Source organism: Acinetobacter sp. ASP199, from assembly GCF_022700675.1.
In the GTDB taxonomy this organism is placed as follows: Bacteria; Pseudomonadota; Gammaproteobacteria; order Pseudomonadales; family Moraxellaceae; genus Acinetobacter.
Genome location: NZ_CP062182.1, coordinates 2,470,756 through 2,494,490, shown reverse-complemented (window position 1 = coordinate 2,494,490; position 23,735 = coordinate 2,470,756). Strand labels below are relative to the sequence as shown.

Annotated in this window: 20 protein-coding genes and 1 tRNA gene; 8 read left to right on the top strand and 13 right to left on the bottom strand. The window is 41.4% G+C overall.

Annotated elements, in window-relative coordinates; genetic code table 11:
* Window position 1: 1 nt before the first annotated feature.
* Both IHE35_RS11865 and queA read right to left on the bottom strand, forming a co-directional pair.
* Complete coding sequence (locus IHE35_RS11865; RefSeq protein ID WP_242787726.1) at window positions 2–1,030, bottom strand: hypothetical protein; 1,029 nt, start codon at window positions 1,028–1,030, stop codon at window positions 2–4.
* Window positions 1,031–1,045: 15 nt separating this feature from the next.
* Window positions 1,046–2,080, bottom strand: coding sequence for a tRNA preQ1(34) S-adenosylmethionine ribosyltransferase-isomerase QueA (gene queA / locus IHE35_RS11860; protein ID WP_242787724.1), 1,035 nt, complete (start codon window positions 2,078–2,080; stop codon window positions 1,046–1,048).
* 168 nt (window positions 2,081–2,248) lie between these two features.
* Between queA and IHE35_RS11855 the strand changes: the two genes are divergently transcribed.
* Window positions 2,249–2,335: transfer RNA gene (locus tag IHE35_RS11855), tRNA-Leu, on the top strand.
* A gap of 167 nt (window positions 2,336–2,502) precedes the next feature.
* Here the strand turns inward: IHE35_RS11855 and IHE35_RS11850 are convergent.
* A complete protein-coding gene (locus tag IHE35_RS11850; RefSeq protein WP_008306039.1) occupies window positions 2,503–2,955 on the bottom strand; it encodes a hypothetical protein in 453 nt (150 codons plus the stop codon).
* 182 nt (window positions 2,956–3,137) lie between these two features.
* On the opposite strand from IHE35_RS11850, the gene IHE35_RS11845 reads away from it, so the two are divergent.
* Window positions 3,138–3,560 (top strand): RcnB family protein, encoded by a 423-nt coding sequence (locus tag IHE35_RS11845; protein ID WP_242787722.1) that lies wholly within the window; start codon window positions 3,138–3,140, stop codon window positions 3,558–3,560.
* Between the two features lie 219 nt (window positions 3,561–3,779).
* Here the strand turns inward: IHE35_RS11845 and IHE35_RS11840 are convergent, their stop codons facing one another.
* Complete coding sequence (locus IHE35_RS11840; RefSeq protein ID WP_242790003.1) at window positions 3,780–4,274, bottom strand: phosphate-starvation-inducible PsiE family protein; 495 nt, start codon at window positions 4,272–4,274, stop codon at window positions 3,780–3,782.
* A 181-nt stretch (window positions 4,275–4,455) separates the two neighbouring features.
* On the opposite strand from IHE35_RS11840, the gene IHE35_RS11835 reads away from it, so the two are divergent.
* Complete coding sequence (locus IHE35_RS11835) at window positions 4,456–4,662, top strand: hypothetical protein (RefSeq protein WP_242787720.1); 207 nt, start codon at window positions 4,456–4,458, stop codon at window positions 4,660–4,662.
* Window positions 4,663–4,717: 55 nt separating this feature from the next.
* Here the strand turns inward: IHE35_RS11835 and IHE35_RS11830 are convergent, their stop codons facing one another.
* From IHE35_RS11830 to IHE35_RS11820, 3 genes are all read right to left on the bottom strand, one after another.
* Window positions 4,718–6,499, bottom strand: coding sequence for an acyl-CoA dehydrogenase C-terminal domain-containing protein (locus tag IHE35_RS11830; protein WP_242787718.1), 1,782 nt, complete (start codon window positions 6,497–6,499; stop codon window positions 4,718–4,720).
* Window positions 6,500–6,663: 164 nt separating this feature from the next.
* Window positions 6,664–8,466: an acyl-CoA dehydrogenase C-terminal domain-containing protein gene (locus IHE35_RS11825; RefSeq protein ID WP_242787716.1), complete on the bottom strand. Its 1,803-nt coding sequence runs from the start codon at window positions 8,464–8,466 to the stop codon at window positions 6,664–6,666.
* Between the two features lie 329 nt (window positions 8,467–8,795).
* Complete coding sequence (locus tag IHE35_RS11820) at window positions 8,796–9,425, bottom strand: hypothetical protein (protein ID WP_242787714.1); 630 nt, start codon at window positions 9,423–9,425, stop codon at window positions 8,796–8,798.
* Between the two features lie 137 nt (window positions 9,426–9,562).
* Here IHE35_RS11820 and baeS point away from each other — a divergent pair, with 137 nt between their 5' ends.
* From baeS to IHE35_RS11795, 5 genes are all read left to right on the top strand, one after another.
* The gene (gene baeS, locus IHE35_RS11815) at window positions 9,563–11,218 is read left to right on the top strand and encodes a sensor histidine kinase efflux regulator BaeS (protein WP_242787712.1); all 1,656 of its coding nucleotides are present in this window, start codon (window positions 9,563–9,565) and stop codon (window positions 11,216–11,218) included.
* A 12-nt stretch (window positions 11,219–11,230) separates the two neighbouring features.
* Window positions 11,231–11,917 carry a response regulator gene (locus tag IHE35_RS11810; RefSeq protein WP_099337351.1) on the top strand — a complete coding sequence of 229 codons (687 nt, stop codon included), beginning with the start codon at window positions 11,231–11,233 and terminating at the stop codon, window positions 11,915–11,917.
* Window positions 11,918–12,032: 115 nt separating this feature from the next.
* On the top strand, window positions 12,033–12,542 hold the full coding sequence (locus tag IHE35_RS11805) for an N-acetyltransferase (RefSeq protein WP_242787710.1): 510 nt from the start codon (window positions 12,033–12,035) through the stop codon (window positions 12,540–12,542).
* 334 nt (window positions 12,543–12,876) lie between these two features.
* Window positions 12,877–14,232 (top strand): amino acid permease, encoded by a 1,356-nt coding sequence (locus tag IHE35_RS11800; RefSeq protein ID WP_242787708.1) that lies wholly within the window; start codon window positions 12,877–12,879, stop codon window positions 14,230–14,232.
* Window positions 14,233–14,877: 645 nt separating this feature from the next.
* Window positions 14,878–16,581, top strand: coding sequence for a carboxypeptidase regulatory-like domain-containing protein (locus IHE35_RS11795; protein WP_242787706.1), 1,704 nt, complete (start codon window positions 14,878–14,880; stop codon window positions 16,579–16,581).
* Between the two features lie 39 nt (window positions 16,582–16,620).
* On the opposite strand, the gene IHE35_RS11790 is transcribed toward IHE35_RS11795, so the two are convergent.
* The 6 genes from IHE35_RS11790 to IHE35_RS11765 form a co-directional block, all read right to left on the bottom strand.
* The gene (locus IHE35_RS11790) at window positions 16,621–16,992 is read right to left on the bottom strand and encodes an MmcQ/YjbR family DNA-binding protein (RefSeq protein WP_242787704.1); all 372 of its coding nucleotides are present in this window, start codon (window positions 16,990–16,992) and stop codon (window positions 16,621–16,623) included.
* A 76-nt stretch (window positions 16,993–17,068) separates the two neighbouring features.
* Window positions 17,069–18,514 carry a protein adenylyltransferase SelO family protein gene (locus IHE35_RS11785; RefSeq protein WP_242787702.1) on the bottom strand — a complete coding sequence of 482 codons (1,446 nt, stop codon included), beginning with the start codon at window positions 18,512–18,514 and terminating at the stop codon, window positions 17,069–17,071.
* A gap of 125 nt (window positions 18,515–18,639) precedes the next feature.
* Window positions 18,640–19,806, bottom strand: coding sequence for an acyl-CoA desaturase (locus IHE35_RS11780; RefSeq protein WP_242787700.1), 1,167 nt, complete (start codon window positions 19,804–19,806; stop codon window positions 18,640–18,642).
* A gap of 510 nt (window positions 19,807–20,316) precedes the next feature.
* Window positions 20,317–21,030 carry a glycerophosphodiester phosphodiesterase gene (locus IHE35_RS11775; protein ID WP_242787698.1) on the bottom strand — a complete coding sequence of 238 codons (714 nt, stop codon included), beginning with the start codon at window positions 21,028–21,030 and terminating at the stop codon, window positions 20,317–20,319.
* A gap of 146 nt (window positions 21,031–21,176) precedes the next feature.
* On the bottom strand, window positions 21,177–21,761 hold the full coding sequence (locus IHE35_RS11770) for a cob(I)yrinic acid a,c-diamide adenosyltransferase (protein WP_242787696.1): 585 nt from the start codon (window positions 21,759–21,761) through the stop codon (window positions 21,177–21,179).
* Window positions 21,762–21,863: 102 nt separating this feature from the next.
* A complete protein-coding gene (locus IHE35_RS11765) occupies window positions 21,864–23,735 on the bottom strand; it encodes a TonB-dependent receptor (RefSeq protein ID WP_242787695.1) in 1,872 nt (623 codons plus the stop codon).

Here is a 23,735-nt window from a genome sequence, read left to right as displayed (position 1 = left end):
ATTATTTTAAAAACTGAATCAGGTCAGTTTTTAGCTTTTCCAATGCTACTAATTTAAACGTTCTCAGATGTCCACGCAATGCAGGAATATCGTTGATATTGTTGTTTTGACTGGAAACTTTAAACAGATCATGCGGACCCAAGTAGCACAGCATATGTTTTTCAGGATGAAACAATAAATCGCCCTGACGCTGCTCAAAGAAATCAGCCAGACGCATGACAAAGCCAGGTGTCAGCAGTTTTGCCATTTGCATCGGATTACTTCCATAAAAGCCTAAGCGTTGATTGGTGCGAATGTCACTGCTGTGCCAGGGATGGCTATAAGGATGATAAAATTTGCGCTTTGACGTGCTGACAGCTAAGCCCTGAATCTGAATGTCAAAGACAAACACGCCCCACAGGTCTTTATGGACTTCCATGACCTTGACTGCCTTGCCTTCTTTGTCACGGACCTGAAGCTCATCAATATAGTGATATTGAAATACCAAGACTTGATGCTGCTGGCCATTTTCATCTTCCCAAACGCTGCTGGCATAACGGCTGATCTCATTACTGAGTGAGCCACGGTCAAACAAAGGAAACAGGCGTTTTAGCTGACCAATAAACTGGATGGGATTCAGTGGAATAGAAATATGTTGTGGTTGCTGTTGGAAAGCTAACTGATATTTCTTGCTGAGCGCGATTTCTTCCAGATAAGCAATTACATCATCAATGGGTTTGCGGTGTTCAAAGCTGATATAGGCCCAGAACATCAGCAGGCAGCCGAGAAAGACACTGCTTTGCATCCAGATATTGTTCGGAGCAATAAAGATTGCCAATACCAATATCACCCCAAAAACGGCGAGGGCAAGTGGCAGGTTATTTTCAAATTTAAGGGTAATGGGGCCATTCCAGGGGTGCAGACCATCAAGCAGATCCTGATGTGTTTCTGCCTGACGGCCCAAGTCCCAAAGCCGGGCGATGTTGCGAAACACCACATCATTTTTCTTACGACGAATATGAATGGAATGTTGCACCGCATCGATCGGCATAAGTGTGTCCTGTAATTATTTGGCCTGATCAATCAGCATGGCATCACCATAGCTGAAGAAACGGTATTTGCTTTCTACTGCATGCTTATAGGCATTCAGAATATTGTCACGATTTGACAACGCTGATACCAGCATTAGCAGGGTAGATTCAGGCAAATGGAAGTTGGTAATCAGACGATCTGCCACTTTAAACTCATATCCAGGATAGATGAAGATTTGGGTATCACCAGTCCAGCCTTTGAGTTCACCGCCATTGGCCTGTGCCGCACTTTCAGTCGCGCGAGTCGCTGTTGTGCCGACAGCAATGACTTTATTGCCACGTTCTTTCGTAGCTTTAATCAGGGCCATGGATTCATCAGAGACCTGACACCATTCACTGTGCATGATGTGGTTTTCAATATTGTCGGTACGAACCGGCAAGAACGTACCTGCACCCACATGCAGGGTCACAAACGTTTTTTGAATGCCTTTTTCTTCGAGTTTTTTCAGCAAGTCTTCATCGAAGTGTAAGGAAGCTGTCGGTGCAGCCACACTGGCTAATTTTGTTGGATCATTGAAAACCGTTTGATAGCGTAAAGTATCAATCTCTTCCGCTTCACGGTTGAAGTAAGGTGGAATTGGCAGCGCACCGTATTTATCCAGGACATCTAAAATCGGCTGGGAGAATTCCACAACAAACAGATTCTCATGACGGCCTTGAACAGTCACTTTAACGGCATCCGGGCCAATAAACAGTTCAGCACCGGCTTTCGGTGTATTGCTGGCTTTAATGTGACAGTGCGCGATGAACTGATCCATCATGCGTTCAACCAGAACTTCAACTGCACCACCTGAAGCACGTTTACCTTTCAGGCGGGCTTTCATCACCTTGGTATCGTTCAGAACCAGCAAATCACCTTCATTCAATAAATCCAGAATGTCGGTAAATTGGTGGTCATGGTATTGACCTTCAGCATCGAGGTGTAAAAGGCGGGAAGCACTACGTTGTTCAAGCGGATAGCGAGCAATCAGCTCATCGGGGAGATCAAAGCTAAAATCAGAAAGTTGCATGACAAGTTACGGTAATAAAAACTGGGCTTAGTATAAACTTTTTTCCTTTTTAAGGAGGAAATTGCAGCTTTATAGATCAAAAAAATGAGTTTTGTTTTAAAATTAAGCAAATGCAAAGAATCTGCGTTGACATCTCATCGAAACCGGGTAATATACCTCTCATCCACTCCCGAGGTGGTGAAATTGGTAGACGCGGTGGACTCAAAATCCACTGTCAGCGATGACGTGTCGGTTCGAGTCCGACCCTCGGGACCAAAATTCTAAAAAACCCCAAGCATATTCAGTCTTGGGGTTTTTTATTGCCTGATATTTAATTTAACTCTTTTAATTCCTTTAATTTTCAGTGACTAAAGCATTAAATGAATGCTTCACTATAAAAAAAATCCCTCTAAATTTAGAGGGGATTCTTTATTTTAAAAGCTTTAAGGCGCAGGATTTGGTGGAACCAGTTTATCCAAATCTTTATCGGACATCTGGTCGAGTTCAGCAATATCAGTTTTGATTTTCCATTGAGATTCATCATCCACCGGATTCGGCAGGCGTGCTTCTAACCAGTCACATACCACATCCGGCGGGAAATCTGCATGATTGCATTGAATGACCCAACACAAGAAATCCTTCGCCTCACCATTCATATAGGGAGGAGGAGATACTGGTAAAAACTGAGTCGGCAGGCGTTCATTCTTGGAAATATAATTCAGAACATGGCCTAATTCCTGTACGGTTTGCCAAGCCAGCGGATGGTCTACATCAATACGAAACTTGAACCACCATGCTTGCTTGCCATCAGATCCATAGCTATCAATCAGGTTTTTTTGAACACTTGGGACTTTACAGAAATATTCATATAAACGATCAAAACTTAAATCGGACACGATGTTGGACTCAAAATTCGGAAAATCAAAGTTTAGCATAAAGCATGCACGCAGCACCTGAGCGACTGGACAAATGTCTATTTCGCTAAAGGTTATAAATCCTTGTGGTATCACTGGATAAATTCATATTTTCTCCGCAAATTTTGTATAAAATATAGGCAAAACTATTGAAGGAAGTTCCTATGAAAATTATCTTGTCCAGCGTCTGTGTAGCTGCACTATTATTTGGAGCTTCTGTCCCAGCTGTAGCGGCTAATAATTGGGTAGGCTATACCAGTAAAGATACTTATAAGCGCCCGCAGCATCCACGTCCACCTCAGCAGCATTATCCACATCGTCCGCAACCGCCTGCACATCATTATCCGAATCAGTGGGGACATCCACCAATTCAAAATGGGGTGAGTATTCGTTATCAGGCACCGACCACCATTTATCAAAACTCGACCAGCTATAGCTGGGTAAATGGTGATCCGAATGTGGCGCAGATTGAAAGCTCACGTTATGTATTGATCAATGACTGGCGCCGTTTGGGTCTGCCTGATCCACCCGCAGGTATGCACTGGATTTATGAAAATGGACGTTATGTCTTGGTGAATAATCGTTAAACCGCCCCAAATGAATAAACAGATACTTCAGTTATGCGTAAATAACTCAAAAACACTAAAATAATTCCCTCACCGGTAAGGAGATGGTTAGGGAGAAATGATCTGAAATAATTGTTTCTCAAATTCTAAAAGAGATTGACACGTATAAATTAAGTCCCTCTTTCTAACTCTCTCCCAAAGGGAGAGAGGATTCTTCAATATATGTATGAATAAAATATTTTATGCCAACTCATCATCTTCAGGACGAGGCGTCTTGCCTTGAGGAACTGGTTTTTCATTATGCTTGTCTCGGATAATGGATGGATAGTTCCAGGATGCATAACGCACGATTAAAATGGCGAAAGCCAAAATAAGGATAGAACCCGTAATAATCACTTGATCCATACTGGCTTTATGCGTGTGTTGAATATCAGAAATCAAGAGACGTGTCAGCGCAGTAATCGCAATATAAATCAGGAAGCGAACTGGCATATGATTGGTTTTAAAATAAATACCCACCATCGCGCCTAATTCCAGATAGATAAATAACAGCAAAATATCATCAATACTGGCAAATTTTTTGACTGTCAAAATGTCGATGACAGTGTGACCGGCAGACCAGATCACCATACAGCCAATAATGAACAGGGCGAGATAATGAAAACTTTCTACGGCAAGATTACCGCCGCGGTCGAGGAGGGCTTCTATTTTCATGGCTTTGGAATTAGGTTTCATCACAATGTCCTCCTGATTAAAAATGAATAATTGATAAATCTCAGGAAATTTTCTGCAAATTTCATGCAAGGAAAATGAAAATATAGAAAATAAAAATGTAAAAAGATGAAAAAGTGTACTTTTTTTATACCAAATTGCTATATTGTAGAAGTTGTACATCGAATAATGAGGGAGAAAAAAGATGTTAGAAAAAATCCAAAATAAGATTAGTCAATTAGAAGTAGGCAAAAAATTAATTCTGGGTACAGGGATTAAAAGTGATGACATGCAGAAAGTACTGGAGCTGTGTGAATCATTACAGTCTGAAGGGGAAATCCGAATTGTGAACAAGCATCTGAATCCTAAGGTGGCCAATCAGCCAGATACGATTCTGATCGAAAAAGTTTAAAAGAATAATAAAAAAACGCCTGCAATTGCAGGCGTTTTTTTATGGCTTAAATATCTTAAGCCTGGGTGGTGAAGTAGTCTTCAGAGAACTGTGTTAATGCTTCTGAACCTGCTTTCACTTTAGTAATACGCAGCGCCAGTTCAGGCAGAATGCGTTGTACGAAGTAGCGAGCAAGCCCCAGTTTGTTCTGATAGAACTCACCTTGTTTATCTTTCGCAGCATTGGCAATGCGCGCGAACATATAAGAGAAGCTCAACAGGCCTACTGCATGCAGGTAATCTACTGCTGCACCATTCGCGTATTCCGGATTTTCTTTCGCAGCTTCAAGAATGTGCTGAGTCACCGATTCAATTTCTGCAGCCGCATCAAGGGTCGCATCTTTAATAAAGTTCAGGTCAGCATCCAGTGCATTGGTAAAATCACGGATTTCCTGAATGTATTCAGCAATAAATTCACCATTACATTTAATGGTCTTACGGCCAATCAAGTCTTGTGATTGAACACCGTTAGTCCCTTCGTAAATCTGTGAAATACGTAAATCACGGATACACTGTTCCATACCCCATTCACGGATATAGCCATGACCACCGAAGACCATTTGCGCATCAAGTGTTGCATTAAATGCAGTATCAGTCAGATATGCTTTCGCGATTGGTGTTAACAGGGCAACACGGTCGTTGGCTTTCTTGATCGCTTCTGCATCTGTAGAGAACTTGGTGATGTCGAGCTGTTGACCAACGTACACCGCGAATGCACGAGATGCTTCATTATTTGCACGTACATTTAAAAGCATACGACGTACATCGCCGTGTACTAAAATGCTGTCTGCCGGTTTGCTTGGAGACTGAACGCCAGAAGCACTACGGCCTTGCAGACGATCTGTCGCATATTGCGCTGCATTTTGGTAAGCAAATTCAGAAGCACCTAGGCCCTGGATACCCATAGACAGACGTTCGTAGTTCATCATCACGAACATTGCTGCCAGACCTTCGTTTTCTTTACCTACCAGGTAACCTTTGGCACCGTCGAAGTTCATGACGCAAGTGGCAGATGCTTTGATCCCCATTTTGTGTTCAATCGAACCTGGACCTACCGGGTTACGTTCGCCCATCGAACCATCTTCATTTACCAGGAATTTAGGCACGATGAACAGGGAAATACCGCGAGAGCCTGCAGGCGCATCCGGTGTTTTTGCCAATACCAGGTGAATAATGTTCTCAGTCAGGTCGTGGTCACCACCAGTAATGAAAATTTTGGTACCAGTAATGCTGTAAGTACCATCCTCATTGCGTTCAGCTTTGGTTTTGATGATACCTAGGTCAGTACCCGCATGTGGTTCGGTTAGACACATAGTGCCTGACCATTCACCAGAGTAGATTTTAGGGAGATAAGTTTCTTTTTGCGCTTGAGAACCATAGCTGTTCAATGCCATACCCGCACCGACAGACAGCAATGGATACAGCATGAAAGACGGGTTAGTAGCGAAAAGCATTTCATCTGACAGAACGGTCAGCATTTTTGGCATTTCCTGACCGCCCCATTCAGCATCAGCACCAAGGCCAATCCAGCCGCCTTCAGCATATTGTTTGAATGCTTCTTTAAAGCCTGCAGGTGTGGTCACAGCGCCATTTTCATATTTCGCGCCTTCTTCATCACCTGTACGGTTTAAAGGGAGCGTGACATTTTGTGCAAACTTCGCCATTTCTTCAAGAATCGCTTCGGCTGTTGCTGCATCGAGATGGGCAAGATTTTCGTTGTTTTGCCAAAATTGTTCTGCATTAAAGACATCATTAAGGATGAATTTCATATCAGCAAGAGGAGCATTATAAATTGGCATCTGTTTTCACCTTTATGTTTCTGTATGCTCTGTACCATGTATGTTTTGAGCAATGACCATGATTAATTTTTTTAAATTTAGCATTGATTTTAAAAAAAAAGGACTCCTAAAACTAGTGAGTCCTTTTTTGTCAATTTAACATTGCAAACAATATTAAATTATGATTAGAAAGCAAAGTGTTCTGCATCTAATGACATCAATGGTGCAACACCACCCGCAATCACATCAACGTGTGAACGAACACGCGGCAAGATTTTCTTGAAGTAGAAACGTGCAGTGGTGATCTTCGCATTGTAGAAGTCAACGTCTGTTGTGCCTGCTGCAAGTGCTTCTTGAGCAACCAATGCCATACGTGCCCAAAGGTATGCAAGCGTCACATAACCTGAGAAGTACAAGTAATCTACCGCTGCACCACCAACTTCGTCTGGGTTTTGCATTGCGCGCATACCGATTTGCATCGTTAAGTCGCCCCATTCTTTGTTTAATGCTGCAAGTGGCTCAACAAACTCAGTCATTGCTGCATTTTCTTTGTTTGCTTCTGCAAATTTGTGGATGATCTTAGTGAAGTCTTTCAACATTGCACCTTGAGTACCCAATACTTTACGACCTAACAAGTCAAGCGCTTGAATTTCAGTGGTACCTTCGTACAAGCAAGCAATACGTGTATCACGTACGATTTGCTCCATACCGTGCTCAGAAATGAAGCCGTGACCACCGAACACTTGTACACCGTGTTTTGCAGATTCTGAACCAGTTTCAGTTAAGAACGCTTTTGCAATCGGCGTTAATAAAGACAAAATATTGTCAGAGAATTTACGCTCTTCTTCAGTTGCACCTTGTTCAACGATGTCAGCATGTTGAGCAAGTAGATAAACCAATGCACGACCGCCTTCAGCATATGCTTTTTGGGTTAAAAGCATATTACGTACCGCGGGGTGAACGATAATTGGATCTGCTTCTTTTTCTGGTGCTTTAGGACCTGTTAAAGAACGCATTGCCAAACGGTCTTTTGCATATGCTAAAGCACCTTGGAACGAACCTTCAGATGCTGCAAGACCTTGTACCGCTGTACCAATACGTGCCGTATTCATGAACGTAAACATGCAGTTTAGACCACGGTTTTCAGGGCCAATCAGGTAACCTTTTGCGTTATCAAAGTTGATGACACATGTTGCGTTACCATGGATCCCCATTTTGTGTTCGATTGAACCACAACGTACGCCGTTGCGCTCGCCCACAGAACCGTCAGCATTTAAGTTGAATTTCGGTACGATGAATAAAGAGATGCCCTTAGTACCTTTAGGTGCGCCAGGAAGACGCGCCAATACGATATGGATGATGTTCTCTGCCATGTCATGTTCACCAGCAGAGATAAAGATTTTCTCGCCAGAAATTGCATAGCTACCGTCTGCTTGTGGTTCAGCTTTGGTACGGATAATCCCAAGGTCAGAACCTGCATGAGATTCTGTTAAGCACATCGTACCTGTCCAAACACCTGAAACAAGGTTTGGTAGGTAAGTATTTTTTTGTTCGTCAGAACCATGGTGTTCTAAAGTACGTACTGCACCATGAGAAAGACCTGGGTACATGCCCCATGACCAGTTTGCTGTACCGACCATTTCAGAAATGGTAATACCTAAAGAGTTTGGTAAGCCTTGACCGCCGTATTGCTCTTCCGCAGAAAGAGAAGGGAAGCCAAGTTCGATGTATTTTTGATATGCTTCTTTGAAGCCTGTTGGAGTGGTTACAACACCATCGTTCCAGGTACAGCCTTCGCGGTCACCCACCTGGTTTAAAGGAGATAATTCATTTTCACAGAAATCAGCGGCAGCTTCTAGGTACTGATCCACGAGCTCACGACTTACGTTTTCCTGGAATGCAGGCAGGCTGGCATAATGTTGTTCAGCATTTAAAAGCTCATGCAAAACAAATTGCATATCACGTAAGGGCGCTTTGTATTGTGGCATAGCATTTTCCTCAATACTGGTTTATACCAGCGTTATAATCCTGAATTAAATTGAAACGTGCCTTCACTGACACGTATTGACATGGGTCTAATCCTGCAACATCTTCCTTGTTGGCACAAGCATTTCAGGGCTATTTCTTGGTGACTGTAAAGTCAAAGATAATTACCCTTGAAATCTTAAGTGTATTGAGTGTAAACGTTTTTATAAAAAAATATCTGACACGAATGGTCAAAAACCTGCACATTTAAATAGACTTGGTTCTAAGAATGAACAAGCATGAAAAAAGACACCCGAAAGTGCCTTTTTAACAATAAATTTCAAATGCTCAATTAAGAAGCTTTAACGGCTGGTGCTTTAACTGGAGCATTGGGCTGGAAACGGACGTGACACTGATCATTAATGGTTTTTTCCCCTATTTTGATCTGTGCAGCTGCGCCATCTTTTTTACCCTGACAGGCTTGAATAATAGCTTTTTGCTGTGCCTGACGTTGGGCCAGACGCTGGTCAAACTGTTTTACCATTTCTGCACGCTGCGTATCCGTCAAGGCTTCAGCACGGTTTGATGCCCCACGAAAATCACCGCGCATTGGGCGATGTTCACCTTTCATGCTACGGAACTCGCCACGCGCAGCTTTCATCTCTTTACGGTCAGCTTTGAAAGAGATCTGACAAGTACCATTTACAGTTTTATCCCCGGCTTTTACCTGAACTGCGCTGCCAATCGCTTTGTTATCACAGGCCTGTTGCATTTGCTTATGCAGCTCCGCACGTTGTGCACGCATTTGTTTGAACTGTTCGCGCTGTTCTGGAGTCAGATGACGACCTTTATGATCTTGATGCTGTTTCATCATTTGCGGATGATCTTCACTTGGTGCATGCTTGGTCGATTGACACGCCGTCAACGCCCCCATTGATAATACACTTGCACCCAGGACGATGATTTTTGTCATTGCTTTCATTGTATTTGTCTCCAAGCCACGAGCCTGATCTATATGTCGCAAAGAATAAATAATAAAGATGAAGAAACAATGAAGAGTTTTTTCAGCTTGTGTTCGCTACAATAATGAATCTAGAGGGAAAAACTGAGAATCTGCTTTTGAATATTCGCCGCATTCCGATTGCACTCCGGCTGTTTTTAACAGTGCTGTTTACCACCTTGGTGATTACCACGGTGAGTCTCGGTGTGCTTCATCTTAATATGCAGCGTAATTTCACCCGCTATGTCGCCGATGTAGAAATGCAGAAACTGGATCATGTCATTGAAAACCTGGCCGAAGTATATGGCGTTTATGATGACTGGGGCAATGCGATTCAGGCTCAGATTTTACAGATCGAAGGTGAAGCAGCGCCGGATGATTATGACCGTTTGTCTCGCTGGTGGTTACGTCGACAGTATGACATTGCCTTACAGCAGCGTTATTTTCAGGATCAGACCTTAGCCAATGTGGCACCAAGTCTGATGGGCACAGATGCTGAGCAGCGTACTGCACATGAGGAAGAGCTGCGTGTATTGGCAGCCAATTTACCTTCACAGTTTCAGCCTTTTGAAGGTTTGAAGTTCCCGTTGAGTTCTAATCAGAACCTGTTTAGAACAGATCGTAAAAATGGCTCACAGTTAACCACGCAACCGCAAGCGGGTAAAAAACAGTTTATCCAGATGCCTGACCGTTTGGGGCTAAGCTCACGTTTATCTCTTTATGATGCCAAGCGCCGTTTTGTGGTCGGTGAACCTTCTGATGAGCAGATTTCTTATCGTCCGATTATGGTGGACGACAAAATTGTCGGTTACCTGGGTCTAAAACCGGTACTGGATCAGGAAGATGCATTAAGTATCAATTTCTTTAGTAATCAAAAACGTTATCTGTTCCTGGTGTATGGCCTCAGTATCTTGACCAGTTTGATCGCTGCACTGTTGCTGGCGACTTATTTCAAAAAACCGATACAACGTTTGCTCAATGGTACGCGCGAACTGACTAAAGGTAATTATCAGTATCAGATCAAAGTCAACCGTAATGACGAACTCGGTGATTTGTCTAATCAGCTAAACCAGCTGGCTGTGATTCTGGATCAACATGAGACTTCACGTCGTCAATGGGTGGCGGATACCTCGCATGAGCTAAAAACCCCACTGGCAGTGTTGCAGGCACAGATTGAAGCGATGCAGGATGGAATCCGTAAGCCAACTCCAGAACATTTTGCTTCGATGCTGGCCCAGGTAACCAGTCTGAAAAAACTGACCCAGGATCTGGCAGCCCTGGCACAGGCGGATGCACAGCAATTGCAGATGTATGTCAGTACGATTAATCCATGGGATGTGGTACAGCAGGAATTAATGAACTTCCATCCGAAGTTTGAACAGGCACAATTAACTGTGACTGCTGAAGGTGAAGGCACAGAAGTAGAGTTGGATCTGGACCGCTTTAAACAGATCGTGGCTAATTTGCTGAGCAACAGCATTCGCTATACTGAAGCGGGTGGACAGGTACATATTCATACTGAACAGAATGAAAAAGAATGGACCTTATATGTTGATGATAGTCCGTTTGGCCTGACCGATGAACAGCTGGCGCGAATAGGTGAGCGTTTCTATCGTGTAGATGACTCGCGTACCCGTGCGACTGGTGGTACCGGACTTGGTTTGGCATTATCGTGTAAAATTACTCAAGCATTAGGCGGCAGTTTAAGCTTCGACCATTCGCCATTGGGTGGATTACGTTGCAAACTGACTTTTCCTAAACGAATGAAATCATAAGGAAGTTTATTCATGAAACATATCATGCTGGTTGAAGACGAAGTCGAACTTGCACAGTTGGTGCGAGACTATCTAGAAGCTGCTGGTTTTGAAGTCAGCATGTTTCATGATGGACAGGAAGCCTATAACAGCTTCACTCAACGTAAGCCGAGTCTGATGATTCTGGATCTGATGGTGCCACGTATGGATGGCCTGACCATCTGCCGTAAAGTGCGTGAGCAGTCTGATCTACCGATTATTATGGTGACGGCACGTACTGAAGAAATTGACCGTGTACTGGGCTTGAATATGGGTGCAGATGACTATATCTGTAAACCATTTAGCCCGAAGGAACTGGTTGCGCGCGTGCAGGCAGTTCTACGCCGTCTGGACCGTAAAGCTGAACCAGAAAGCAATGATTTATTCCGTATGGATAAATCGCAACAGCGCATCTGGTATCAACAAAAGGCGCTGAACCTGACTCCAACAGAATTCCGTTTATTAGAACTGTTTTTGGAACATGTAGGTCAGGTGTATTCACGTGCACAGTTGCTGGATCATATCAACCCGGACAGCTTTGATGTGGCAGACCGTGTGATTGATAGTCATATCAAGAATCTGCGCCGCAAGATTTCCGATGCTGCTGAAACGGGTAACCGCCATGAGTGGATTCAGGCAGTTTATGGGGTCGGTTACCGTTTTGAATATCCTGAGGACTGATCCAGTCTAAGCAAATCATAACAGCGAATAGAGAGTCTCTATTCGCTTTTTTATTCACTGAAAAATATGGCGGCCTTCTGCTATCCAAATAATAGAATAAAAGGAAAATTTTAAAATGAGCATCCAGGTCCATGATGAACAGAAAACTGATATTCAGGCAATTGAAGAGGTAATAAAAGCAGCTTTCTTAAATGCTGAACATACGAGTCATACTGAGCATTTGATTGTGAATAGTCTACGTAAATCCTGTCAGCTCACCGTGTCTATGCTGGCTGTTGAAAATGAAAAAATTGTCGGGCATATTGCGATTTCTCCGGTGATGATTTCTTCAGGAGAAACAGAATGGTATGGACTGGGACCGATTTCAGTATTGCCGGAAAAGCAGGGACTCGGAATTGGCTCATTACTGATGCAAACAGCTTTAGCTCGATTAAAACAACTTGGCGCTCAAGGCTGTGTGGTATTGGGTAATCCAGATTATTATTCACGTTTTGGTTTCCAGGCTTATCCAAAATTATATCTGGAAGGCGTTCCTCCAGAATATTTTCAAGCGCTTTCATTTCATCGACACATTCCGCAAGGACAAGTGGTTTATCATGCTGCATTCAATATAAAAAATGAGTAGTAGAGTTCTTTCATAAATCATTTTTGAATCACTGCAAAGGAAATTCCCTCTCTTTGTAGGAGACTTGCGGAGCACATGCTCCTCAGGGAGAGGTTTTTTCTAAGAAATACCCTCATCCTAACCTTCTCCCAGAGGGAGAAGGAACTTTCAATATCCATTTAAATATGAATATAACGATCATTTTTTGATTTATGAAAGAGATCTAAATTTCTTCAGCTCCATTTAATAAATACAAAAATAAAAGTTTAATAACTAATCACTTAAATTTATGAGTTAGCCGATCTCCAATAGACCCGATACAATCCTATTTTTTTATTCATTATAGGAATATGTTTTGGAGAGTGAAACACCGCAGCTTCAACGCCGTTTGAAGAATCGGCATATCCAGCTGATTGCCATGGGCGGTGCGATTGGTACTGGTCTATTTCTAGGTTCAGCTCATATCATTCAATCTGCTGGTCCATCTATTATTTTAGGTTATCTGATTGGCGGTTTGATTGCCTTCCTGATTATGCGCCAACTCGGTGAAATGATTGTACATGAACCTGTAACCGGTTCATTTAGTTATTTTGCCTTTAAATATTGGGGCAAGTTTCCTGGGTTTTTAACGGGATGGAATTACTGGATTCTGTATATTCTGGTAGCGATGACTGAGCTGACTGCGATTGGTAAATATGTCAATTACTGGTGGTCAGAGATTCCGGCATGGGTTTCGGTTTTATTCTTCTTCATTTTGGTCACTGGCATGAATTTGACCAATGTAAAGATTTATGGCGAATCTGAATTCTGGTTATCAATGATTAAAGTCCTTGCGATTGTCGCGATGATTTTATTCGGGATTTATCTGCTGGTCACTGCTGATGTTAATTCTACTGCTTCAATAACGAATTTATGGGCACATGGCGGTTTCTTCCCGAATGGCTTTGAAGGACTGTTTTATATGCTGGCCTTTATGATGTTTGCATTTGGTGGGATTGAACTCATCAGTATGGCGGCTGCGGAAACAGAAAATCCGGATCAGAATATTCCAAAAGCTGTAAATCAAACCGTTATTCGCGTATTTCTATTTTATATCTGTTCACTTGCAATTCTATTATCACTTGTGCCGTGGAATCAGCTGAACTTAGGTGATTTAGAGCATAGTCCATTCGTGATGATCTTTAATTTGATGGGGATTGATTGGGCCGCCCATTTACTGAATTTCATTATTTTGACAGCCTCGCTGTCAGTGTGTAATAGCGGGATGTATGCCAATAGCAGAATGCTGTTAGGCCTTGCAGCGCAGGGCAATGCACCAAAAGCTTTTAAGAAGGTGAATGCACGAGGAATTCCAGTGCCAGCGGTGCTATTTTCAGCATTGCTGATTTTTGGCTGTGTTTTATTAAACTATTTTGTACCTGAAAAAGCCCTCAGTTATCTGATTTATATTGTGGTGGCAGCCGCGGTGCTGAACTGGATCATGATCACACTGATTCATCTTAAATTTAAGCAAGCTATTCGGTTGCAAGCTGTACAAACTAAATTTCCTGCGTTGTTTTCACCTTTAAGTAACTATCTGGTTTTAGCCTTTATGCTGACGGTGCTCTATATCATGTGGGATCAAGGTTTTATGTTGTCAGTGCTGATGCTGCCAGTGTGGATTGTAATGTTATTTATTCTTTTCAAAATATTGCATGCCAAGAAAGCCTAAATTTTTTATCCTCTAAAAAGTGGGTTCATTAGAACCCATTTTTATGTGCCTTTTTTCATTCTTTAGTGAAAAATAACAATGAACTTTATATGCGCTTGATTAATTGAAATCGGACTAAAGTTCTTTGTCTATATTAGATCTCTTTCATAAATCAAAAAATGATCGTTATATTCATGTTTAAATGGATATTGAAAGTTCCTTCTCCCTCTGGGAGAAGGTTAGGATGAGGGGATTTCTTCTAAAAAACCTCTCCCTGAGGAGCATGTGCTCCGCAAGTCTCCTACAAGGAGAGGGGATTTCCTTTGTAGTGATTAAAAAATGATTTATGCAAGAACCCTATTCTATTTAAAACAATGTAATGCAATTTTTAGTAAGGAAAATATTGCAAATAATTATAAATATTTTTATAAAAAAATTAAGTATTAAATTCTAATTTAATTGACCAATTATTTAAATAAATGAAATAGAAATTTATATTAATAAATATTTTTTAAATTATTGAATTTAAAATAATTTATATTTTTAATGGTTTGATTTTCTCTGGATTTGTTATATATTTTTTAGGCTTCTTAATAATAAAAATAAATACCTATTAAAAGGCGAATTATAAAAATTAATGTATTGTTTTAATAAGGAATTTTAATCATGAAACTCAATATTATAGCAACAATGCTGCTTGCCTCTACGGGAATGATAATGACTGGCTGTGGTTCAGATTCAGGTAGTTCGAGTCGCTCTACACCACCATCTCAAACGACCCCGGAAGAAACCGTCACGCCAGCAAATGGAGTAGAAAGATTAATCATTACCGATGCAAGTCACCTTGCGCTTACAGATGCTAATATTCGAATTTTATCAGCCGCACAATGGAATAATAACGGCACTAATATTTCTGATCATGATACGGTTGATCACAATCTCTTTGTTCAGTATGACCGTCTTCCAGCAATTAATGATTTTTCCTCGGCACGAGAATATACAACAGACCATTTGGGTGCTTCTGGCGCAGTTAATTTAGCACCCGGTATTTATTATATTTTGGTCAGAAAGCAGGCTGAAACTGCAATCGTGCCATTTATTATTCATCCGACAAATACCAATAAGGAATTGTCGATCAATGTACCATTAAGTTGTAATAATGCTGAATGTGAAACGATTCATCCGGTAGACGGCGCAATTATTGGGACACTATCCGGGCAGGTTCTGGTACAAGGTCAACCTTTGGCAAATGCGCAGGTTTCTTTATCCGGTGGTACAGCGACCAATGGTGCATTTGTTACAGCATTAACTGATGCGAAAGGATATTTTAGTTTAGCTTTTAATGTATCTGACGAGCTTGGCGATACATTGAAAAATGCAATGCTCATGATCAGTGCACCGGGATATATAAGTTTAACAAAACAGGTTGCAGTGACTTCCTCTATTTCAACAGGTAGTCAATTTACCTTGATCCCAAATACTGAAGCTACGACCAGCATTTGGCAGGAAACTTTTGAAGACGACTCAGCTACCCGAGATGAATGGGAAAAGGCCTCTACAGTTGAAGAAACAAAATGGTCTTTACTGCAAAAAAATCACAATATCATCAATAAAGATGTGAATCGTTTAGTGAACTTGGCACCAGATGATAGCAGTAATGGCAAACTGCCAGATCCCGCTCAAGGCAATTATGCATATTGGTATGGCAATAGTGTTGCAGGTAATTTCTTGAATAAAAAAGCCGATATTTTAATCGAGGAGGGGCAGCCAGTAGAAACAAGACTGGATGGTGGAACCTCAGAACAGGCATATTATGGAACACTGACTTCACCAGTAATTGACCTGAGTGCTACACAAAAACCACTTAGCTTAAGTTTTAAAACCTGGTGGGAAATTGAATCAGTCAATCCAAGTAGCAGAGGTTATGATGCCATGGATGTGGAAGTTTCAATCAATGGAGGAGAATTCACAAAATTGGCGCGATTAAATCCATTATCTGATCCACAAACAGATTATAAGCGTTGGTCGATTCCATTCTCAAACTTTGGCTTTAACCTTGCGCCTCAATTTGCCCAGCAAGAAGCTATTTCTTTAGATGACTATGCAGGTCAATCTAATGTCAAAATCCGGTTTAAATTCGATACTGTCGATCAGTATTACAATGCATTCCGTGGCTGGATCATTGATGATATTGTGATCCAAAATCAGCCGGGTACTTTCCCACTGTATAGCGATGATGAGGAAGTGGAGGCAGAGGCTTCTATGTTTGTGGCAAAAGCAGCGAAAACTTTAATGAAATCGGCGTCAACTATCCCGATGGATAGAGAACCCACCAAAACGTACACAATAAATAGTGTAATTTGGCATTAATCTTATTAAAAGCGAGGAGTAACAGCACTGCTCGCTTTTTTATTGGATATTTTTAAGCATTTCAATTCGCTGCTGTTCAGCCTTGTGTAATCTGGCAACCACCAGCTCATAAGAATTTAAAATCAGTTCCTGTAGCAAAGACTTATCTAAGTCAGCCTCTTCAAACACTGTAATCCAATGTTTTTTATTCATATGCCAACCGCTACGAATATAAGGATAAATATCCCGCAGCATTTCTCCATGTTCAGGTTCAACTTTCAGGTTAATTGCTGCTTTGCCTTGCAGATGAAACCGTAACATAAACACTTTATCCATTACCTTATATACATCACAGCCCTCACCAAAAGGCTGGGTGCAGCTCACTTCAGCAAGAGAGAGTACAGTCTGTGCAGCAATTGCATGTAAAGACATAAGAAATAAAGATTTCAAAGAAAAACTGTGGATAATTTAAACATTATCCACAGTTTAGGGGCAAGTTATGAATAAATTAAGACGAACAACTCACCATCACTTCCGGTACATCATTTGGTAAAGGACCTAAATCTTCAGGTTGCTCGAGTTCAGGTTGCTTGGTAAATGGCTGGCCAAGTAACTGGAATAGGCGATCCACTTCTGAAAAGTCATCTGCTTCAGCAAGCTCAATGGCTTTCTGAGCCATGTGATTCCGCAATATATAATGAGGATTGGCTTTGGCCATTTGCGTATCCAGCTCAGCGGTATCTTGAAACTCGCGAATAGTTTCATACTGGCTCAAGAAACTTTCAAAAGCACGACGGTCTAAGCAATCATCTTTAATGGCGTCATACTCTTTATTCTGCAAACGAATAAAGCTTTGCGTGTAGTCCAATTGCTCAGATTGTAAGATACGCAGAAAAGCCATGGCACAATCAAAACTGTCTTTATGAAAACCTGGCAAGCCCATTTTCTGATTTAAACCGAGTTTGTAATGCTCCAGGAAAGTTGGCTCATAATGCTCTAAACATGCTGCTAAATCCTGCTTCCATTGTTCCTTGTCATAGTGAATAGGGCAGAGAGGTACAAGATTATTCAGCCATTGCCATAGATTCCAGTGGGCAATACTCGGTTGCTGTTGATAGGTATAACGTCCTTGATAATCCGAGTGGTTATTGATCCAGTTCGGACGGAAACGCTCCATAAATCCATAAGGACCAAAGTCCAGTGTTGAACCAGTAATATTCAGGTTGTCGGTATTCATGACGCCGTGGGCAAAGCCGACCAGTTGCCACTTCGAAATCATCACAGCCGTACGTTGAATGACTTGTGTTGCAAAAGCCAGAATCGGCTGCTCTGAGTCAAGGCATTCAGGATAATGCCACTCGATACATTTTTTGGTAAATTCACTTAAAAGATCAGGCTGATACTGATTGATCCATTCAAAATGACCAAAACGAATATGACAGTCGGAGGTCCGTAGCATCATCGCGCCAGGTTCAAGTTTTTCACGCTGAATCCCTTGAGCAGAGGAGGTAAAACCAACAGCATTACTGGAAGCAATACCTAAACAGTTTAAGGCATGGCCTGCAAGATATTCACGAATGACTGAACGTAATACGGCTCGACCATCGCCCATTCGGGAATATGGTGTAGATCCAGCACCTTTTAAATGTAGATCAATGGTCTGGTTATTTTTATCTAGAATTTGTGCAATCAACAGACCGCGTCCATCACCGAGCTGTCCCGCCCATTGGCCAAACTGATGCCCGGCATATACCATTGCGAGTGGTTCAAATTCAGCAAAAGTTTTCTGACCACTGCAAATTTCTACCCATTCCGCTTTGTCCTGTTCCGACCATTGCAGCTGATCAGCCAAAGCCTCATTGAAATGACCGGCTTTAGGACTTTTTAAAGGACTCGGTTGCTGATGATGATAGAGGCGGGAAGGGAGCGTGTTATAGCGGGCATTAAAGTGCATAGCAATCAGATTTAACGTGTATTTAGTTCACTATAACAAAGAATGATAACGAAAACTGTTGATCATTTTTGACCAGCCAGAAATAAAAAAACGCCCCGAATCTGGAGCGTTTTACAGTATTTAAATTATTCAGATACTGGTGTTTTTTTCAGGTTACGTACCAGTAAATTTAAGGTTTCACGGTGATGAGACAGGCGTTGTTCCACCAACTGGAATTCCATCTTAAGCTTATCATCCATCTGATGGATTTTTTCAGCAACTGCTGCCTTTTTCACTTGAATTTCTTTTTCTTTCAGTTTGGCCCAGTCATTCAAAGTCTGTGTGAAAGCATCATATTCAAGGGCGATCTTGTTTTTAACATTGGCAATGTCTTCATTAACATCATGACCATATACCGCAAGATCTTGCTCGGCATATTTAAACTTCATTGCCAGCTCAGCTTTCTTGATATTGAAGCTTGGAATACGGCGTAAATTCTTTGCCAGACCCAGTTTAGAGCAGGTCCAGATCAACCATTTGGTTGGATCATACTGCCACCATTTCACACCATTACGGTAATCGTATTGGAAAATGTGATGGTAGTTATGATAACCCTCACCCCAAGTTGCAATTGCTAACCAGAAGTTATCACGTGCAGTATTTTCATCGGTATACGGACGTGAGCCCCACATGTGACACAAGGAGTTAATAAAGAAAGTCACGTGATGGCTGAGGATCAGACGAACCAGACCACCGAGTAACAATACACCCCAAACATCGCCAACTGCCCAGCCAATCGGAAGTAAGATCGCTGCATGCACGGCAATTACCAGCGGTACATAATACTTATGCTGGAACATGACAACTTTGTCATTGAGTAAGTCAGGTGCATTTTTGTAGTTCGGTTCTGCTGCAGGATAATCACGAAGCATCCAGCCCAGATGCGCATACCAGAAACCATTATTGATCGAGTATGGATCTTTTTCGACATCATCGACATGGCGGTGATGGGTACGGTGACCTGAACCCCAGTACAAAATACTGTTTTGTACAGCAAATGTACCCATGATCATCAGAATGATTTTTAGTGGTAAAGTCGCTTCATAAGCACGATGTGCCCAAAGACGATGGTAACCCGCTGTAATACCAAGGCTACTGACGCCCAGTAAAACAAACATACTGATCCAGGCAGCAACACTGAAATCATGGTGATACACATACAACGGGATCGCTATCACAGCTGCAATGGGCAGAAAAACCAAAGCAAATACAGCGACCCAGTTAATTGGGGCTTTAGGTAGGGGAGCATTCATCTCCAACAGCACTCCTGGAACCTAGGAAAATGTTTCGACCTAGGAAGGTATATCTAAAAGGCCAAATCCTCTACGATTTATAGGGGATTGAACTTATGCATATTAACATGGGCAATAGGGTGGCACTAGCTTTATTGCACAGGTGTATTGTACTTATGAGTAACAGAATAATTAAAACGAAATGTGACATTTTTAAGCTGTGACAAGGTATAGTTTTTACTGGTCAAAATGAGGAATTTAACCTGTTACAAAGCAGAAAATTTCTATTTAGTTCATACTTGTATCAGTATTATTCATATAAAAATAAAGTCGCAATAAGTAGTTCTAAAAATTCATCATCAGACCTGACAGCAGGTCAGTGCTTTTATGGAATGCCTCCATAATAAGTACACTGTTAATAAGATTAGATACAGTTGTATAGCAATGCGTTTACTCAGCTTTTCACTATCTGATAATTAAAATAAAGCCTCTTCAATTTAAGAGGCTGAGCAAACATAAACATGATTATTTTTAAAGTTGCTGTAACATAAGTTTAGGATAATCAGTGATTAAACCTTGTACACCTAAATCACGCAATTCTTTGGCACGCTCAATATCGTTGACTGTCCATACACTGATATTCAGCTTGGCTGCTTGAGTCGCCTTAATCATTTCTTTATTGGCTAATTCATTCATCCAGCCGATCTGGCAACAACCCAGTTTAAGTGCCTGATCAATGGCTTTATGTTTTACATCAGTTTCAATCAACAGCCCACGCTTAAACTGTGATTTTTGTTGTTGCAGTGCAGCATGAATTTTGGCATCAAAACTGGTAATAATAGCTGAATGTTCAAAGCCCTGGAGTTGTTGCTGTAATTCCAGGGTGATTTGTTCCGCGGCAGCTTCGGAAGCCACTTCTTTGATTTCGACTTCGATATGATCAAAGTTCTGAATGACATTTAAAGTCTGGTTTAAAAGGGGAGTTGGTTCAACCTGATTCCATTCAGACCATTGTACGGCATGATTATATGGGGACAGTTCTTCACGGCTGCATTCATAAAGATGCTTTTGCTGGCCTGTGGTACGGACAAAATCATCATCATGCATAATGATCAAGGCATTGTCTTTTAGTTGGCGCACGTCAAACTCTACCGCGCGAATTCCAATTTCTTGAATATATTGAAATCCACCGAGGGTATTTTCTGGTGCTTCCCCACGAGCACCACGATGGCCGATTATACGCATGGTGCGATAACCTGAAAAAGAAAAGGTGAATACATGATGTCGAATGAAGATGACAATGGAATGACGATATTCTGCGCCTTTAACACTTTGTTGCAAAGTCCCAATGACGCAGATTTTTCTGTGAAATTTACGAAGTTTTAGCGGTTTTATTGATCAATGGTTTCATTGATATTTTTTTGCCACAACACTTCAGAGCCACCTTCGGCACGTTGTAAAGTACGTGAAGCTACAAATAACCAGTCTGATAAACGGTTCAACAGCTGAAGTGAGGTTGCCTGAATATTCTGGTCACGGCTGTGTACAGACATGACACTGCGCTCAGCTCGACGGCACACAGCACGCGCCTGATGAGCATAGCTACAAGACAATGAACCAGCCGGCAGAATAAAGTCTTTCAGCATTGGCAAAGCTTCATTCATGCGATCAATATCATTTTCTAAAAAATCAATCGAGACCGGTTGAACCAGATTAAAGCCAGGAATGCAGACTTCACCACCCAGATCAAATAACCAGTGCTGGATCAGGCTAAGTGACTTGTCCCAAGTTGCTTTATCTTCAATTGAACTTACTGCGATCTGTGAGCGTAATACACCAATCGATGCGTTGAGTTCATCGACATCGCCAAGCGCTGTGATACGCAAGTCATCTTTGGCAACACGTGAGCCATCACCGAGACCAGTAGTCCCTGAATCGCCTGTGCGCGTGTAGATTTTACTTAAACGGTGGCCCATATGTGTTCCTTGAATTTTTAATGAAGATAATAAAAAAGGATAATGTCGGTCATAACATTATCCATAAACTGCGCTGTTTTAAAGTTTTTTGCTGTTTAGGGCTTAGTATTTAAAGGTGATGCCTGCAGAAGCGAGACGGCCACCGTTGATATAGAATTCATCACCACCATAAGATGCAGTCTTAAACTTGTTGTCACCGATGTTCTGAATATTTGTAAAGACTTTAAGATGCGGATTGAGATTCCAATACGCATTCAGATCAACCGTGGCATAGCCAGGCAGTTCTTTCGAGTTTTTTGAAGCAGAAATTTTAGATGTGGATTTCGCAGTTAATGTCGCACTCAAACCATATACATTATTTTCTAATCCAATCGTTGTTGAAAGCGATTGGCGGGGACGACGAATAAGTTCTAAACCTGTTTGTTCATCTTGAGTTTTGACATAAGCGTATTCAGTACTCATAAATAAATCATCTTTTTGCCATTTTAGACCGAATTCACCACCAGTCATTTTTGCTTTGGCTGTGTTAATGAAGTCTGTTGTTGACGTATTTGTCAGATCGTCCCAACTATAATCAGGCGAAATTAGGTTTTTAACTTTAGTTTGATATAAGGATAAAGATGTACTGAAATGATCCGTTAATATTTGATCTATCCCGATTTCGTAAGAAATACTTTCTTCGGGTTTTAAATTGGGATTACCATTAGTGATGTACGTAGTTCCTTTCCACTCACTACTATCAGAATAGAATAATTGATTCCCAGTTGGTGCTTTAAAGCCTGTACCGATATTGCTGTAAATACTCGTTGTATCAGTAAGGTTATATCGACCTGCAATTTGACCGACTACATGGCTACCAAATTGGTCATGATCTTCTAAGCGTAAACCTGCTTGGGTATGTAGCTGATTGGAATCGTAATTATGTTGAACATAGTATCCGATACTATCTAAATCTTGCTTTTGTCCTTGAATAGCATAGCTCTCGATATTGGCTTGATTTAATGCTGCACCTAAGATGACTTTTTGACTTTCTGAAATCTTCAAATTAAGGTTAAGATCAGCTTCATCACGTTCAGTATTGAACATATAGCTGCTTCTAGATCCAAGTAATTCATCTTTGAAATTTGCATATTGCGCATTTAGTGCAAGGTTTTCTGTAAGCGTTGTACTTGCTTTTGTGATAAAAACTTGGTTAAGAAAGTCTTGAGAACCACCATAATAGACATTTGTTCCCTCATTTTTACTAAAACTTAGGCTGGCGCTGTATTTCTCTTGGTCGAGACCCAATTTTGCGCTGTAACCTTTTTGATCGTATCCTGCATCTTCTTTTGCTTTATTTGTAACGGGAGTTCCACCGCTTTCAAGGCGCTGAGCTTTAATTTGAGCGTATAAACCTGACTGATCTACAAAATCTGCGCCAACAATAGATTTATAGGTATGATTTTCACCTATCTCATTGGTCAATGAGATACCTGTTTTCTTAGGTGTAGCCGAAATCACATTGATGACACCACCAATCGCATCTGTACCATACTGAACGGATGCAGGACCTCTTAAGACTTCAATACGTTCAATATCGCTTAAATCTATATAAGGAATATTAGAGCCACCATCTAGAGCGGTATTTAAACTGACGCCATCTTTTAAAAATAGAAGGTGCTTTGAATCTGTACCACGAAGGAACGCAGATGTCGTTTGACCAATACCACCTGATTGCACAATGTTAATAGATGCTTCTCTATTAAGTAGAGAACCTAAATCTGCAATAGGAGATTGTTGAATGGTTTTTTCATCAATCACTGAAATCCGCGCAGGCACATTTTCTATCTTTGCTTCAGAGCGTGTGGCAGTCACCACAATGGTATCTAAAGAGGCTTTCGCAACTTTTTGCTCGGCAGCATGAACAGAAGATGCGAAACCCAACGCAAGTGCGATCGAACCCGCTAAAGCAGCAGGCTGAAATTTAATAGTCAT